Origin of the sequence: Aquabacterium sp. (assembly GCF_036279675.1) — a bacterium.
Taxonomy (GTDB): Bacteria; Pseudomonadota; Gammaproteobacteria; order Burkholderiales; family Burkholderiaceae_C; genus Aquabacterium.
Map to the genome: position 1 here is coordinate 37,822 of NZ_DASUIS010000083.1, position 16,114 is coordinate 53,935.

12 protein-coding genes are annotated in these 16,114 nt (G+C 63.8%); 4 read left to right on the forward strand and 8 right to left on the reverse strand.

Features of this window, described 5'->3' with window-relative positions:
- Positions 1-30: 30 nt before the first annotated feature.
- From VFW93_RS10295 to VFW93_RS10305, 3 genes are all read left to right on the forward strand, one after another.
- Entirely contained in the window at positions 31-2,796 is a 2,766-nt protein-coding gene (locus VFW93_RS10295) for a zinc-dependent metalloprotease (protein ID WP_329693904.1), read from the forward strand.
- A gap of 96 nt (positions 2,797-2,892) precedes the next feature.
- Positions 2,893-5,088: an ATP-dependent DNA helicase gene (locus tag VFW93_RS10300; RefSeq protein ID WP_329693905.1), complete on the forward strand. Its 2,196-nt coding sequence runs from the start codon at positions 2,893-2,895 to the stop codon at positions 5,086-5,088.
- On the forward strand, positions 5,085-5,807 hold the full coding sequence (locus tag VFW93_RS10305) for a glutamine amidotransferase (protein ID WP_329693906.1): 723 nt from the start codon (positions 5,085-5,087) through the stop codon (positions 5,805-5,807). The genes VFW93_RS10300 and VFW93_RS10305 overlap by 4 nt, the downstream gene beginning before the upstream one ends.
- Before the next feature lie 21 nt (positions 5,808-5,828).
- Here the strand turns inward: VFW93_RS10305 and VFW93_RS10310 are convergent, their stop codons facing one another.
- From VFW93_RS10310 to VFW93_RS10335, 6 genes are all read right to left on the reverse strand, one after another.
- Complete coding sequence (locus tag VFW93_RS10310; protein ID WP_329693907.1) at positions 5,829-6,209, reverse strand: hypothetical protein; 381 nt, start codon at positions 6,207-6,209, stop codon at positions 5,829-5,831.
- Positions 6,210-6,241: 32 nt separating this feature from the next.
- Entirely contained in the window at positions 6,242-7,729 is a 1,488-nt protein-coding gene (locus tag VFW93_RS10315; protein WP_329693908.1) for an ammonium transporter, read from the reverse strand.
- Positions 7,730-7,794: 65 nt separating this feature from the next.
- Entirely contained in the window at positions 7,795-8,670 is an 876-nt protein-coding gene (gene panC / locus VFW93_RS10320; RefSeq protein ID WP_329693909.1) for a pantoate--beta-alanine ligase, read from the reverse strand.
- A 23-nt stretch (positions 8,671-8,693) separates the two neighbouring features.
- Complete coding sequence (panB, locus tag VFW93_RS10325; RefSeq protein WP_329693910.1) at positions 8,694-9,518, reverse strand: 3-methyl-2-oxobutanoate hydroxymethyltransferase; 825 nt, start codon at positions 9,516-9,518, stop codon at positions 8,694-8,696.
- A 129-nt stretch (positions 9,519-9,647) separates the two neighbouring features.
- Positions 9,648-10,496, reverse strand: a complete 849-nt coding sequence (locus VFW93_RS10330; protein ID WP_414639646.1) for a segregation and condensation protein A — start codon at positions 10,494-10,496, stop codon at positions 9,648-9,650.
- A gap of 31 nt (positions 10,497-10,527) precedes the next feature.
- Positions 10,528-10,728, reverse strand: coding sequence for a DUF3460 family protein (locus VFW93_RS10335; protein WP_290676393.1), 201 nt, complete (start codon positions 10,726-10,728; stop codon positions 10,528-10,530).
- Between the two features lie 92 nt (positions 10,729-10,820).
- Between VFW93_RS10335 and VFW93_RS10340 the strand changes: the two genes are divergently transcribed.
- A complete protein-coding gene (locus VFW93_RS10340; protein WP_329693911.1) occupies positions 10,821-11,897 on the forward strand; it encodes a CYTH domain-containing protein in 1,077 nt (358 codons plus the stop codon).
- Position 11,898: 1 nt separating this feature from the next.
- Here the strand turns inward: VFW93_RS10340 and VFW93_RS10345 are convergent, their stop codons facing one another.
- Both VFW93_RS10345 and metG read right to left on the reverse strand, forming a co-directional pair.
- Complete coding sequence (locus VFW93_RS10345) at positions 11,899-13,695, reverse strand: SulP family inorganic anion transporter (RefSeq protein WP_329693912.1); 1,797 nt, start codon at positions 13,693-13,695, stop codon at positions 11,899-11,901.
- A 110-nt stretch (positions 13,696-13,805) separates the two neighbouring features.
- Positions 13,806-15,881, reverse strand: a complete 2,076-nt coding sequence (metG, locus tag VFW93_RS10350) for a methionine--tRNA ligase (RefSeq protein WP_329693924.1) — start codon at positions 15,879-15,881, stop codon at positions 13,806-13,808.
- Positions 15,882-16,114 lie beyond the last annotated feature (233 nt).

The window sequence follows — 16,114 nt, forward strand, 5'->3', positions numbered from 1 at the left end:
GCCATGGTGTCAGTGGTATGGTCCCAACCCATGATGCGATTTGCCCGACTCTCCGAGAACGCCACCCAGCGACAGCCTTTTGCCATGAACCGGGCGCCCAACCCGCTGTTCAGCGCCGTCTGGCTGACACTGGCACTCAGCGCTTGCAGCACGCTCAATGGCGCAGGCAAGCCCGGCCCCGCACCTGCTACACCCACGCCGCAAACCGCAACGGTTTCAACTCAAGCCAATGGCAGCGCGTCAAACGCGCCAGCGCCCCAACAACCGCCGTTTGACTCGGTCATCAAGGGCGCCGATCGCCAGGAGGGCCTGCTGCCCATCTGGAAGCGTCAGGACAAGGTCTGGATCGAGCTGTCGCCCGAGGCCTTCGGCAAACCGTTCTTCCTGTCTCCCAAGCTGGCTTCCGGCATCGGTGAAGCCGGCGTCTTTGGCGGGCTGATGCAAAGCCGTTGGGCGCAGGTTGGCCGTCCGCAATGGGTCGAGTTCCGCAAGGTGCAGCAGCAGGTGCAACTGCTGGCCATCAACAGTGCCTACACGGCCCAGAAGGGCACGCCCCAAGCGCGGGCCGTGCAGGCCGCGTTCTCGCCCAGCTTGCTGGGCAGCGTGCCGCTTGCCAGCGCACCCCACGCCAAGTCGGGTGCCGTCCTGATCGAAGCGAACGCCCTGCTGCTGAGCGATCTGCTGGGCGTGGCGCAACACCTGCAGCGTACCTATCGCCAGAGCTATGGCCTGGACGGCCGCAACTCCTTCCTGCAGGAGGCTCGCTCGCAAAATAGCGCGCTCGTGTTCGAGGTGTCTCAGCATTTCGCAACGGCCGGCATCGCGGCGGGCCCAGGTGTACCGGGCACGCCAATGTCTTCCGTGCCCTTGTCCGTGCCGGATCCGCGCAGCATGTTCATCACCGTGCACTACAGCCTGTCTGCCCTGCCTGACAAGCCCATGAGCACGCGTGCGGCCGATCCCCGCGTAGGCTACTTCACCACGACCGTGGCAGACTTCACGGACGATCTGGCGCGCACGCCGCGCCAACGCTATATCAACCGCTGGCGCCTGGAAAAGAAGGATCCTGCAGCGGCCTTGTCCGAACCGGTGCGCCCCATCGTGTTCTGGCTGGACCCCAGCATCCCCGATGCCTATCGGCCCACCATCACCGAAGGCATCCTGGAATGGAACAAGGCCTTTGAGGCCATCGGCTTCAAGAACGCCATCGAAGTCCGAACACCACCGACGGACAAGCCCTTCGACACGCTCGAAACAGGCCACACATCCATCCGATGGATGACCAACTCCGGTCCGGTCTTCGGTGCCATCGGCCCTACGCATGTGGACCCTCGTACCGGTGAGATCCTGGACGCCGACATCGCGCTGGAAAGCCTGTCTTCGCGCTCGATTCGCACTGTGCGCAGCCAGTTCATATCCGCCAACAACCAGACACAGACCGAGCCCTTGTCACCCGATGCCTGTCAGCACGGACAAGAAGCCTCGGAGCAACTCGGCCTCGCCCTGGACGTGCTGGAAACCCAGGGTGTGCTGGATCCAGACAGCCCACAGGTCAAGGAGTTCGTGCTGGCCTACATCAAGGACACCACCATGCACGAGGTCGGGCACACGCTTGGCTTGCGCCACAACTTCCGGGCGTCGCGCTGGCACACCGCCCAGGAGCTGACCGACCCTGAACTGACTCGAACAAAAGGCAACAGCGCCTCGGTGATGGACTACGCGCCCATCAACCTGCCCATGCCGGGCCAACGCGCGGGTGCCCCTTTCCAGACCACCCTGGGGCCCTACGACTACTGGGCCATCGAGTACGGCTACAAAGCCCTGCCCGAGGACGCTGCGGCGGCCAGGAAAACCCTGCAGGACATCGCGCAGCGCAGTGCCGACCCAGCGCAAACCGATGCCCTTGCTTTTGGCACAGACGAAGACAACGCCCTGGGGCTGGACCCCCAATCGCTTGTGTTCGACCTGGGCAATGACCCGGTCGCTTTTGCCCGCACCCGCCTGGCCATCGTGCAGGACCTCTTCCAGCGCCAGAGTACGCGCACCTTGACGCCGCAGGACGACGTGACCTTGCTGCGCCGCAGTGTGAGCTACGGTCTGCGTGACATGGCACGGACCAGCCAGATCTTGCTGAGGCAGGTTGGTGGCGTGGTCACACGCCGTGATGCGCCGGGCAGTGGTCGCGACCTGCTGGACCCGCTGCCCTCGTCACAGCAGCGCGCCGCGTTGGACTTGCTGTTGAGCAGCTTCCTGTCGCCACAGGCGCTGAACCTGCCCCCTGCACTGCTGCGTCGCCTCGCGCCTGATTACCTGGACCGCCAGGAAGGTGGAGACGGGCACACCGGCGTCCCCACTGACTTCTCGTTGGCAGAGCAGATGCTGGTGCTGCAACGTGATGTGCAGGGTTACCTGATGAGCGAAGCACTGGCAGAACGCCTGCTCGACAACATCGACAAGACGCGCGACAAGGACAAACAACCGCTGACCGTGCGCGAGTTGCATCGCACGCTGATGGAGGTGGTCTGGTCTGACAAGGCCCTGCCACCTGGCACCGAAAGCGCTCGGCGCAATCTTCAGCGCGATTACGTCAACCGCCTGGCTGCGACCATCGTGCGCAGCACCAGCCCACGCGCCGATGTGCGCGCCATCTTGCGACAACAGGCGATCAAGCTGCTGCATCAACTGAAGGCCGAGCGTGGCGGCGATCCCAACAGCACTGCCAGCGCGCATCGCCAGGATTGCATCGACACCCTGAGCAGCGCCTTGCAGGCCAGCGTCGTACGGACCGCGCCCTGATCTACTGACAAGCACCACAAAAGGGCCGCCCATCAGAGGGGCCAACATGCTGGCTTCCCGCCCTGACAATAGCGGGACGCCAGCTTGAAGATCGATATGGACCTGCCCACCTTGTTTTCCGAATCAGGTCCGCTCGCGCGTGCCTTTGACGGCTACCGTGTGCGGACCGAACAGATTGAAATGGCCCAAGCCATTCAGGAGGCGATCCGCCAGGCCGGCACGGTGGTGCTGGAGGCCGGCACCGGCGTAGGCAAGACGGCGGCCTATCTCGTGCCCGCGCTGCTGGAAGGCGGCAAGGTCATCGTGTCGACCGGCACCAAGGCCCTGCAGGATCAGCTCTACCACCGCGACCTGCCTGCCGTGCGGGACGCACTGGCCATCCCCATCAAGACGGCCTTGCTCAAGGGTCGCAGCAACTACCTGTGCTGGCACCACCTGGACCGCGCCAATCAGGATGCCACCTTGCTGGGCAGCAAGCAGGAGGTGCGTGACCTCAGCCTGATCAACCGCTTCATCCACCTCAGCCCGACGGGCGACAAGGCCGAGTGCACGCAAGTGCCCGAACACGCCACGATCTGGGCGCGGGTGACGTCAACGCGCGAGAACTGTCTGGGCAGCGAGTGCAAGCACTACAACGACTGCTTTGTCATCAAGGCCCGCCGTGAAGCGCAAGACGCCGATGTGGTCGTGGTCAACCACCACCTCTTCTTTGCCGACCTGATGCTGCGCGAAGAAGGTGTGCCCGAGCTGCTGCCCAATGCACAGACCATCGTGTTCGACGAGGCGCATCAGTTGCCTGACACCGCCACCCTGTTCTTCGGCGATTCGATCTCGACGGCGCAACTGCTGGACCTCCTGCGCGACACGTTGGCCACAGGCCAATCGCAGGCACGTGATGGCGCCAACTGGAACGATGTGCTCTCGCCGCTGGAGCGTTGCACACGCGATCTGCGCTTGTGCTTCGGCCCACAGATGCAGCGCATGGCCTTTGCCCAACTGGGCGACGACCACCCCTTGCACGCGGCCCTGCTCAATCTGCGTGAGGCCCTGATGCATGTGCGCGAGGTGCTGGACAGCCAGGCCGAACGCAGCCCGGACCTCGCCCAGTTGCACCGACGCAGTGATGCGCTCATGCAACGCCTGTGCGCCTGGGGCGCCCCTGAACGCACGAGCGAGCCCGAGTTGTGCTGGGTCGACGTGGGCACACACGGCGTGCAACTGCACCGCACCCCCATCTCGGTGGCCGATGTGTTCCGCAGGCAGCGTCTGGGCCTGGGCCAGGAGAGCGTCGAGATCGCACCGGATGAAGAGCCCGATGACGATGACATCGAAGGCGCACTGGCCCGCAACGCCCAGCTGGAAGAGCTCCCCTGGGATGACAATGCTGATGATGATGGTGATGAGGAAGATGACCTGCAGGCCTTGATGGCCGGCGGGGGCGACGCAGGGGTGCCAGGCAAAGGCGCCACCACCAGCACACCGACAGCACCCATCGCAGGCAAACCGGATCAAGCTGGCAGCAGCACGCCGGGTGTGCCGCGTCGTGCCTGGATCTTCACCTCGGCCACGCTGGCCGTGCGCAAGGACTTCGGCCACTTCACGCACGCCCTGGGCCTTGACGACGCGGCCTGTCACTCCTGGTCCAGCCCCTATGACTACGCCAACCAGGCCATGCTGTATGTGCCGCAAGCCATGCCGCAACCATCGGACCCTGGCCACACGGATGCCATGATCGATGCCGCCCTGCCCTTGATCCGGGCCAACCGAGGTCGTGCCTTCGTGCTGTGCACCAGCCTGCGCGCCGTGGCCAAGGCGGCCGAGCGCCTCAAGCAGATTTTCAGCGAGTCGGGCGATCCCTTCCCGGTGCTGCAGCAAGGCGATGCGCCACGCCCCACCTTGCTGGAAGACTTCCGTCGTGCAGGCAATGCCGTGCTGGTGGGCAGCCACAGCTTCTGGGAAGGCATCGACGTGAAGGGCGACGCCCTGACCCTGGTCGTGATCGACAAGCTGCCCTTTGCACCTCCGGATGATCCGGTGCTGGCCAAACGACTGGAGTTGCTGTCACAGCAAGGCGGCAACCCTTTCATGGAACACCAGGTGCCTCAAGCCATCATCGCCTTGAAACAAGGTGCGGGTCGCCTGATTCGCGGCGAGACCGACCGCGGCGTGCTCATGATCTGTGACACCCGTCTGATTGATAAACCTTACGGCCGTCGGATATGGCAGAGCCTGCCACCGATGAAACGCACGCGCGTGGAAAATGAGGTCGTGGCATTTCTGGAGACGCTATGACCCGCACCTGTCTGGCCTTGCAGCATGTGAGCTTTGAAGACCTGGGCTCGCTCGAACCTCTGTTGCGTGCATCAGGCTTTTCGATTCAATACAGGCAAGCCGGCGTCGACGACTTGAGCAGCCCGCAGGCTCAATCGGAATGGGCCCAGGCTGATCTGGTGGTGGTGCTGGGTGGCCCCATCGGCGTATATGAGTCGGACCGTTATCCCTTCATCGTGGACGAGCTCGCCCGGGTGAAAGCACGCCTGCAATCAGGCAAGCCTCTGGTGGGCATCTGCCTGGGCGCGCAGATGATTGCTGCAGCCAGCGGTCAACGCGTCTACCCTGGCCCAGCCAAGGAGATCGGCTGGGATGCCCTGCAACTCACACCGGAGGGCCAGAGCTCCTGCATGGAAGCTTTGTCTGCCTGTGAGTATCAGGTGCTGCACTGGCACGGCGACACCTTCGACCTGCCCGAGGGCGCCACCCTGCTGGCTTCAACCCGCCTGGTGCGCCATCAGGTTTACAGCATCGGCAACACGGTACTGGGCCTGCAATGCCATCTGGAAGCACAAGGCCAGCAGATCGAACGCTGGCTCATCGGGCACACCGCAGAGTTGACGGCGGCCGGCATCGACCTGGCTCAACTGCGTGCCGACAGCCGCCAGTGGGGCGACAAGCTGGAGCAAGCGGCTCAGGCTGTCTTTCTCAACTGGTTGATGGGTGCCGGTCTGGCCTGATCACAGGCTCAGTCACTCAGTTCAACGCAAGGTGCCCACGTAGCGCTTGCGGGCCACAGCCGGGTCAAAGCCCGACTGAGGAAAGCCTGATGACGCGGCAAAGCCGGACGAGTCGGCGCCTGGCTCCGTGGCGCCAAATCCGCTTGCCTGCCCGGGCCTTCCCGCCGCTGCGGACGCCGCAGATGGACGCGAGGCGGCAGAGGGAACCGCGCCGACTGCCGCCTCCAGCTTGTCTGCCAGCTTGTGCAGATCCGCATGCGTTTCAGTGCGCGCCACGCGGATGACCTCGCGCGCATATTCCGGGCTCTTGATCATCCACTCCACATCGGTCACGCGCCCGTTCGTACGGCGCAGCAACACATGCAAATGAGCGGCGATGGCAAATTTTTCGCTCTCCAGCATCACGACCTCCTGCTAAATCAAGCAACCCACACTCATTCGACGCGCTCACCGTGCAGGCTGAGATCGAGACCGTCGACCTCCTGCTGTCGGCTCACGCGCAGCCCCACCATGCGGTCCACCAGCCACAGGATTACCGTGGTCACGATGCCGCTGTAAGCCAGGGTTGCCATCACACCCATGGCCTGATTCTGCAAAGACCCATTGACGCCGCCGATCGCCGGTGAGGCCAGCACACCGGTCAGCAAGGCCCCGATGACACCGCCCACGCCGTGCACGCCGAAGACGTCCAGCGAGTCATCGGCACCCAGCAGGCGCTTGAGGCCCGTGGCGCCCCAATAGCACCCCATGCCGGCGATCACGCCGATCAACACGGCAGACTTGGCATCCACAAAACCGGAGGCCGGCGTGATGGCCACGAGCCCGGCCACGGCACCACTGCACAGGCCCAACAAGGTTGGCGTGCCACGCACGGCCCACTCCGCCGCCATCCAGCCCAACGCCCCAGATGCTGCACCAAGCTGCGTGACCAGCATGGCCATGCCGGCACGGCCATCTGCAGCACAGGCTGAACCGCCGTTGAAGCCCATCCAGCCCACCCACAACAGGGAAGCACCGATCATGGTGTAGCCCAGGTTGGAGGGCATGAGCGGCTCTTGCCCGAAGCCGATGCGTCGCCCCAGCATCCACGCACATGCCAAGCCGGCGATGCCCGCATTGATGTGGACCACCGTACCACCCGCGAAGTCGAGCACCCCGGCCTTGGCCAGCCAGCCCGTGGGCTCCCATACCCAATGTGCCACCGGCACGTACACCAGCAAGGACCACAAGGCCATGAACAACATCAGCGCAGAGAACTTCATGCGCTCCGCAAACGCGCCCGTGATGAGTGCAGGCGTGATGATCGCAAACGTCATCTGGAACATGACGAACACGGACTCCGGCACCGTGGGCGCGAGGTGATGCACCGACACGAGGGCCGCGCTGCGGTCGTAGAACAGGCTGTCGAGGAACACGGCAGAGGCACTGCCCAACCAGTCCGAACCGGGCATGAAGGCCAGACTGTAGCCACAGACAAACCACAACACCGCCACCAGGGCGGACACGGCAAAGGTCTGTGCCATGGTGGCCAGGATGTTCTTCTTGCGGACCATGCCCGCATAGAACAAGGCCAGGCCTGGTACCGACATCAGCAGCACCAGCGCCGACGCGGCGATCATCCACGCCGTATCACCGGCGCTGATCTGGCTGAAGGCCACGCGTTGAGGGCTGGTTGGCGCAGCCGCAGGTGTGGATGCTGCTGCGACTGTTGAGGCGACCGCATCTGCAGCGATGGCAGATGATGCGGCTGTCCATGCAGGCGCCGGCTCCACGGCAGAAGCCGCGGCGGGCTCCGATGCCACCGCATCCGAAGCACCAGCACCGACAGCGTCAGTAGACGAAGACTGGGCCCATGCACCAAGGCAGGTCAGCGACAGGGCCAGACAGGCCACCAGGCCTGCACGTTTGAGGGACAGATTCATGGGGTACAGCACATCACCGGGAAAACCCGGGACATGCCGCAAGAATCAGACCCGCGTGCTCAGGATCAGAGTTCGAGGTTGTCGATCAGGCGTGTCTTGCCCAGGCGAGAGGCCGCCAGGCTCACCAGGGGCTCACCTTGTGCCAGTTCGGCATCGGTGGCGGGCAGCAGGTCACGTTGACGGCGCACCATCACGTAATCGGTCTTCCAGCCACGCGCATCGAGCGCGGCCATGGCCTGTTTCTCGATGTCGGCCAGGCTCACCTGGTTCAAACCACCTGCAGCGCGCGCACCATTGACCTGCGTCTTCACGGCGCGCAAGGCGGTGATCATCTGCACCGCTTCGGCACGCTCCGTCTCGCTCAGATAGCCATTGCGCGAGGACAAGGCCAGGCCATCGTCTGCACGCAAGGTTTCGCCGCCCTGGATCTCGATGGGCAAGCCCATCTGCGCGACCATGTTGCGGATGATCATGAGCTGCTGGTAGTCCTTCTTGCCGAACACACCGATGCGCGGCTGCACCAGGTTGAACAGCTTGTGGACCACGGTGCACACGCCCGTGAAGAAGCCTGGGCGGAAGGCGCCCTCCAGGATGTCGGCCAGCTCGGTTGGCGGCACCACCTTGTAGCCTTGGGGCTGGGGATACAGCTCCGCCTCGGAGGGGGCAAACAGGATGTCGCAGCCTGCTGCATCCAGCAACTTCGCATCGCGCTCCAGTGTGCGCGGGTAGGTATCGAAGTCTTCGTTGGGGCCGAACTGCAGGCGGTTGACAAAGATGCTGGCCACAACAGGGCTGCCACTGCCAGCCACCAGTTGACGTGCCTGGGCGATCAGGGCCAGATGCCCCTCATGCAGATTGCCCATGGTGGGCACGAATGCGGGAGCGGAAGGATACGTTGCCAGCTCAGCTCGCAACTCGGCCACGGTGTGAATGATCTTCATAAACAGCTCAGCGGAAAAATCAATCAGTAACCGTGCACGGCTTCGTCAGGGAAGGAACCGTCCTTCACGGCGGCCACGTAGCGGCGCACGGCGTCTTCCACCGAGCCGCCTTCGGCCATGAAGTTGCGCACGAAGCGTGGCAGCTTGCCACGGGTCACGTGCAGCATGTCATGCAGCACCAGGACCTGGCCGGCCGTGCCCTGCCCGGCGCCAATGCCGATGGTCATCACGCCCGGGTTGTCGGCCTGCACATCACGCGCCACGGCCGAGGGCATCAGCTCCAGCACCATCATGGCGGCACCGGCGTCAGCCAGTTCCTTCGCGTGCTTGCGCAGCGTTTGCGAGCCGGCCTCATCACGCCCCTGGATGCGGTAGCCGCCCAGGGCGTGCACGCTTTGCGGGGTCAGCCCCAGGTGGGCGCAAACGGGGATGCCACGCTCGGTCAGGAAGTGCACGGTCTCGGCCGTCCAGCCGCCGCCTTCGAGCTTGACCATGTGCGCACCGGCCTGCATCAGGGCCACGCTGGAGCGCAGGGCCTGTTCACGGCTTTCCTGGTAGCTGCCAAAAGGCAGATCACCCACCACCCAGGCCGTGCGGTTGCCACGGGCCACGCAACGGGTGTGATAGACCATGTCATCGATGCTGACGGGCACCGTGCTGCTGTGACCCTGGACCAGCATGCCCAGGGAATCACCCACCAGGATGGTGTCCACGCCGGCATCGTCCACCAGGCGAGCAAAGGTCGCGTCGTAGGCGGTCAGCATGGTGATTTTGTCGCCCTTGGCGTGCATGTCGCGCAAACGATGCAGGGTCATGGGCTTGCGATCAGGTACAGCGGGGGTGCTCATCTTGTATGGTCCTCAGCAAAGCGGGAGCCTGAAGTGGCGCGATTCTAGGCTGTCCCCAGCAGCCGTGGGCAAAAAAATGCTGGGAAACCCTCAAGAGGTGGGGCCACCGTGGCGGGGCGCTTGACGCGCTCAGGCGGGCTGGTAAGCCAGGCGCACGTAAATCGGCGCAAAGGCCTCGGCCTGGGTGATCTCCAGCAGGCGTTCTCGGGCGAGTTCCAGCATGGCGATGAAGGTCACGACCACGACCTGAGAGCCCCGGGTGGTGTCAAACAGATCCTCGAATTCCACAAAGCGCTTGCCCTGCAAGGTACGCAGGACGTTGCTCATGAACTCGCGGACCGACAGTTCTTCGCGGGTGATGGTGTGGTGTTTGTTGAGGCGTGCACGCTGCAGGATGTCCATCCAGGCCTCGCGCAGGTCGGCCAGGCTCACATCCGGATGGCGCACATGCACGGACGGATCATTGTGGATTTCAACCCGCAGAAAATCCCGGCCCAGCAACGGCAACTGATCCAGCCGGGCGGCCGCCAGCTTCATCTGCTCGTACTCGATCAGACGGCGAACCAGCTCGGCGCGCGGGTCTTCAGGCTCCTCGCCCTCTTCCGTCTTCTTGGGCGGCAGCAGCATCCTCGACTTGATCTCGATGAGCATCGCCGCCATCAGCAGGTACTCGGAGGCCAGCTCCAGATTGCTCTTGCGGATCTGGTCCACATAGGCCAGGTACTGCCGGGTCACATCCGCCAGCGGGATGTCCATGATGTTGAAGTTCTGCTTGCGGATCAGGTAGAGCAGCAGGTCCAACGGGCCCTGGAATGTCTCCAGGAAGACTTCCAGCGCGTCTGGCGGGATGTAGAGATCCGTGGGCATGGCGAACAGGGGTTCGCCATACAGACGTGCCAGTGCCACGCGGTCGACGATGTCGGGCAAGCCCTGCTCGTCCAGCTCCTTGGGTGGCAGGCCGCCTTCTTCAGCGGCCAGGACGTCTTGCGTCACCGGTCAACCCCGAGGCTCAGGCCTTGGTCGAGTAGACGTAAGGCTTCTGATCCACCTTGGCTTCGCGGTAACCCTTCTGGTCGTCGCGGTTGAGTTCCTTGTCCCACAACAGGGCACGACCCTGGCGCTGGCGCTCTTCGAGCTGCGGATCACGCGACTTCAGACTGTCGATGAACTGCGTCACGTCGGACTTGTAAGGTTTCCAGAAAAGCGGCATGGCTTGGAGCTCGGTGAAGGAAATGCGAAAGCTGGCATTTTATCGGTCTGGGCGACCCGCAACCATCTTTCGGTGGCCCGACAATGTCGCCCATGCAGGAAATTGAACTGAAATTCCAGATTCCGCAAGGCGCTTTGGCGGCCGTGAAGGCCGAACTGGCAACCTTGGCTGGTGGCCAGGCACCCGCTCAAAAGCTCCAGGCCGCCTATTTCGACACCTCCGACCGCAAGCTGGCCAAGGCCCGTGCGGCCCTGCGTGTGCGCCAGGAAGACGACGACTGGGTCCAGACGCTCAAGGCCGCTGGCGCCAATGCCATGACCCGGCTGGAAGACAACCAGGCCAGCAAGGCATTTGCACCGGGCGAGGCCATCCAACCCGATCTGTCGCTGCACCAGCCAGAGCCCGTTCGCCAGGCCCTGATGCGCGACCTGGGCTGGCAGCCTGAGCGCGACCCCAAAGGCGAACACCTGGGCCTGATCCAGCTGTACCGGACGGACATGCAGCGCCTGCGCGCCCAGACCAGCCACACCGACGCGACACCCCAACGCGCCGGCCGCGTCGAGATCGCGCTGGACCTGGGGTTGATCGCGGCGGGCGACCGAAGCGTGCCCGTTCATGAGCTGGAGATCGAGTTGATCGACGGCCATGCGCACGCCGTGCTGGATGTCGCCCGTGGCCTGGTCGCACGACACGGCCTGTGGCTGGACAGCCAGACCAAGGCCCACCGGGGGGATCAGCTGGCACGTGAGGCATCAACGGGGCAACCCAGCCCCCGCCCCCCTGTTCGCCCACGTACACGCCTGCCGCAAGGTGCCACGCCAGCCCAGGCATGGGTGGCAGCGCTGGACGCCGCGCTGACACACATCAGCGACAACCTCAGCGAAGTGGCGTTGGAAACCAGCGATGCACGCGCAGACCTGAGTCCCTGGATCAAGGCCTGGGCGATTGGCTTGCGCCGGCTGGCCTGGGTGTGGCGACACGCTCCTGTCGGCTTGCTGGGCCCGGGTCCATCCGCCAGCATCACCGATCAGATCGCCGCGCTGTACGTGCAGGTACGCCCGGCAGCTGGCCGCTATATCGTGTCGGCGCAGGCCATCCCGCTGGCGAGATCTGTCGCCCCCACCTTGCTCGCACTGGATGTGCTTGACGTGATCGTGGCCGCCGGCTGAATCAGGTGAAGGCCGATGCCGTGGCCTCACAAAGCGCTCGGGCTCTTGTCAGTGCGGCAGGCAGATCCGGCAGCAAATTGCGCTCGCCAAACAACTTGTCCTGACCGCTGCGGCGGATCAGGCTCAAGGGCTGATCGTTGACCTCGCACAGCAAGAGGGCCACATCCCGCCGCTCCAGCGTGCGACGCAACTGCACCAGCGCATCGAGGCCCGAGGTGTCGATCGAGATCAGGCGCTGCATCTCCAGCACCAGCACCCTCGTGCCAGGCAGCAGTTGATCGGGCAACTCCTCCACCTTGCCCACAGCGCCGAAAAACAGTGAACCGTACAGGCGATACACAGCCACGCCCGCGGGTTCATGTGGCAAGTTGTGGTCGGCGCCAGCTGCCGGCAAAGGCTGCAGCTTGAACAAGGTGCTCATCCGGTAGATGAAGAACACGCAGGCCATCACCAGCCCCACCTCCACCGCCACCGTCAGGTCGACCACCACGGTGAGCACGAAGGTGCCCACCAGGATCGTACGGTAGGTGTAGTTGTACTGGCGCAGCTTGAAGAACTCGCGCCACTCGCCCATGTTCCAGGCAATGAACAACAGGATGCCCGCCAGCACCGCCAGCGGCACGTGAGAGGCCAGCGGCGCAGCCACCAGCACCACCAGCAACAAGGCCAGCGCGTGCACCATGCCCGCCACCGGGCTGCTTGCCCCGGCTCGCACGTTCGTGACCGTGCGCGCGATGGTGCCGGTAGCCGGGATGCCGCCGAAGAAAGGCGTCACCATATTGGCAATGCCCTGCGCCATCAGCTCCTGATTGGGATCGTGACGACGGAAGTCCGTCATGTTGTCGGCCACGCGGGCGCACAGGAGGGATTCGATCGCGCCCAGCAAGGCGATCGTGAAGGTCGGCATGAAGAGGTGCCGGATACCCTCCCACGAAAACTCGGGCCAGACCAGGCCTGGCAGGCTCTGCGGAATGCCACCGAACTTGCTGCCTATCGTGGCCACCGGCAGATCAAGCAGTGCCGTGATGGCGCCCATGGTAATCAGCACCATCATCGGCCCGGGCATGCGGGCCGCTACCCGGAAGCCGCGCGTGCCATGCAAGGCCAGGGGCACGATGCCGGAGGGCGAGAACAGGCGCGGCCAGAAGAACAAGCCCGCCACGGTCGTCAGGCCCAGGCCCAGCGCATAAGGGTTGAACTGTTCCCGACACGCCCACAAGGTGCGAAGCTGGCCGACGAAATCAGCCGGCATGCTGGCTGGGTGCAGGCCCAGCAGATCCTTGACCTGCGAGAGCGCAATCAGCACGGCGATGCCATTGGTGAAGCCAATCACGATGCTGACCGGGATGTAGCGCACCAGCACGCCCAGCCGGAACAAGCCCATCGCGAACAGGATGCCACCCGCCAGCACAGTGGAGATCAGCAGATTGGCCAGCCCGTAGCGTTCGACGATGCCGTAGACGATGACGATGAAGGCTCCCGCCGGGCCGCCGATCTGAACCTGCGAGCCACCCAAGGCCGAGATCAGAAAGCCCGCGATGATGGCCGTGAACAAGCCCGCTTCAGGCTTGACACCCGAGGCGATGGCAAAGGCCATGGCCAGGGGCAAGGCCACGATGCCCACGGTGAGGCCTGCGCCCACGTCACGCCAGAGGCGTTCGCGGTCATAGTCCTGCAGCGACTCGACGATGCGCGGCCTGAAGGGCGCCAGGTTGAGCTTCACCAACCAGCCAGGCTGGTACCAGGCCCGGCCTTGCGGGTCGCGGGGTCGATCATCGACTTCGGGAGTGGGCGCCATGATGGCCCATTGCACAGCAAGGCATGGGCCAGGTCAATTGGAAATAGCAGGGCATGTGTGGCGCAATCGACGGTATCCGACGGGCATGCCCCCCGACAACTCAAGCCGGGTCAGCGGATCCGCATACCGGGCTGTGCGCCAGCCACCGGCTCCAGCACGTAGATGCCGGGCGTGCCCTTTTCATCGGCATGAGAAGCCGCCAGCACCATGCCCTCGCTCACGCCAAACTTCATCTTGCGCGGCGCCAGGTTGGCCACCATGACGGTGTGCTTGCCAATCAGATCTTCAGGCTTGTAGGCCTCCTTGATGCCGCTGAACACATTGCGCGTGCGGCCTTCGCCCACGTCCAGCGTGAGGCGCAGCAGCTTGGTGCTGCCTTCCACGTGCTCGGCGTTCACGATCTTGGCGATGCGCAGGTCCACCTTGACGAAATCGTCGATGGTGATGATGGGCGCAATGTCCTCACCGCCAGGCTTGGGCGCTTCGACCACAGGCGCAGGCGGTGGTTCGAACAAGGCTTCCAGCATCTTGGGATCCACACGCTGCATCAGGTGCTTGTATTCGCCAATCACGTGAGCGCCCAGCAGCTTGCCCGCGTCGCCAAACGTCATCGGCTCGATCTTCAGGAAGGCCTCCACATTGGCCGCCAGGGCGGGCAACACGGGCTTGAGGTAGAGGCTCAGCAGGCGGAACGCCTCGATGCACACCGTGCAGACCTCTTGCAGACGGGCGTCCTGCCCTTCCTGCTTGGCCAGCTCCCAAGGCTTGTTGGCATCCACGTATTCATTCACACGGTCGGCCAGCAGCATGATTTCGCGCAGCACCTTGCCCATGTCGCGCTGCTCATACAGCTCGACGATGGCGGGCTGGCCGGCCTGAAGGGCCTTGAGCAAGGTCTGGCCGTCGTCGCCAATGGCGGCGGTCAACTGGCCGGCAAAGCGCTTGGCGATGAAACCGGCCGCACGGCTGGCGATGTTGATGTACTTGCCGATCAGGTCGCTGTTGACCCGTGCCATGAAGTCGTCCTTGTTGAAGTCGACATCTTCCACGCGGGCGTTGAGCTTGGCGGCAATGTAGTAGCGCAGCCACTCGGCGTTCATGCCCAGGCTCAGGTACTTGAGCGGGTCCAGGCCGGTGCCACGGCTCTTGCTCATCTTCTCGCCGTTGTTCACGGTCATGAAGCCGTGCACGTTGATCTGGTTGGGCAGCTTGCGGCCGCTGAACTGCAGCATCGCGGGCCAGAACAGGGTGTGGAAGTAGGTGATGTCCTTGCCGATGAAGTGCACCTGCTCCACGGCGGGATCGGCCATGAATTCTTCGAAGCTGCGGGCTTCGCCATAGCGGGCCTTGGGCCCCCCGGCAGCGAAATAACTCTTGAGCGAAGCCAGGTAGCCGATGGGCGCGTCCAGCCACACATAGAAGTACTTGCCCGGCGCATCGGGGATCTCGATGCCGAAATAAGGCGCATCACGGCTGATGTCCCAGTCACCCAGGCCACCCTTGCCGTCTTCGTCCTTGGTGAACCATTCCTTGATCTTGTTGGCCACTTCGGATTGCAGCTTGCCGTCCTGCGTCCAGTTCTCCAGGAAGCTGAAGCATCTTGGATCGGACAGCTTGAAGAAATAGTGGTCGCTGGTCTTGAGCACCGGCGTGGCACCGCTCAAGGCCGAGTAGGGGTTCTTGACTTCGGTGGGTGAATAGACGGCGCCACACACCTCGCACGAATCGCCGTATTGGTCCTTGGCGCCACACTTGGGGCATTCACCCTTGATGAAGCGGTCCGGCAGGAACATGCTCTTTTCAGGATCGAAGAACTGCTCGATGGGGCGCACTTCAATCAGGCCCTGATCACGCAGGGCACGGTAGATGTCCTGTGCCAGCGTGTGGTTCTCCGGGCTGTCCGTGGAAGACCAATGATCGAAACTGATGTGGAACCCGTCCAGATAAGGCTTGCGACCGGCGGCGATGTCGGCCACGAACTGCTGCGGCGTCTTGCCAGCCTTTTCGGCGGCGATCATGATGGGTGCGCCGTGCGCGTCATCTGCCCCCACGAAGTGCACCTGATGCCCCTGCATGCGCTGGAACCGCACCCAGATATCGGCCTGGATGTACTCCATGATGTGGCCAATGTGGAAATGGCCATTGGCATAGGGCAGCGCGGTGGTGACAAAAAGCTGGCGTGGCATGGTGATGTTCTGGTGGGACGGTCCGATCATGGGGCCTCGGACGTTTCAGGGGAATCTCAGATTTTAGGCTGCCTGCCATGCCACACTGCAAGCCCCCGTGCACTAGACTGCCCGGTTTGACCGTTCTTTGACCACTCGTTGACCGTTTTCCGCTTCCTTTTCACCGTGTTCCGGTCCCTTTTCAAGCCCCCTACCAATCCCCGTTCCCAGCCAGGTTCACCTGCTCAGTTGTC

Bases quoted from the DNA above. Each gene is read 5' to 3' on its own strand.
- panB (WP_329693910.1), bottom strand. From the start codon at position 9,518: ATGAGCACCCCCGCTGTACCTGATCGCAAGCCCATGACCCTGCATCGT.
- VFW93_RS10295 (WP_329693904.1), top strand. From the start codon at position 31: ATGATGCGATTTGCCCGACTCTCCGAGAACGCCACCCAGCGACAGCCT.
- VFW93_RS10335 (WP_290676393.1), bottom strand. From the start codon at position 10,728: ATGCCGCTTTTCTGGAAACCTTACAAGTCCGACGTGACGCAGTTCATC.
- VFW93_RS10300 (WP_329693905.1), top strand. From the start codon at position 2,893: ATGGACCTGCCCACCTTGTTTTCCGAATCAGGTCCGCTCGCGCGTGCC.
- VFW93_RS10340 (WP_329693911.1), top strand. From the start codon at position 10,821: ATGCAGGAAATTGAACTGAAATTCCAGATTCCGCAAGGCGCTTTGGCG.
- VFW93_RS10310 (WP_329693907.1), bottom strand. From the start codon at position 6,209: ATGCTGGAGAGCGAAAAATTTGCCATCGCCGCTCATTTGCATGTGTTG.
- panC (WP_329693909.1), bottom strand. From the start codon at position 8,670: ATGAAGATCATTCACACCGTGGCCGAGTTGCGAGCTGAGCTGGCAACG.
- VFW93_RS10315 (WP_329693908.1), bottom strand. From the start codon at position 7,729: ATGAATCTGTCCCTCAAACGTGCAGGCCTGGTGGCCTGTCTGGCCCTG.
- metG (WP_329693924.1), bottom strand. From the start codon at position 15,881: ATGCCACGCCAGCTTTTTGTCACCACCGCGCTGCCCTATGCCAATGGC.
- VFW93_RS10305 (WP_329693906.1), top strand. From the start codon at position 5,085: ATGACCCGCACCTGTCTGGCCTTGCAGCATGTGAGCTTTGAAGACCTG.
- VFW93_RS10345 (WP_329693912.1), bottom strand. From the start codon at position 13,695: ATGGCGCCCACTCCCGAAGTCGATGATCGACCCCGCGACCCGCAAGGC.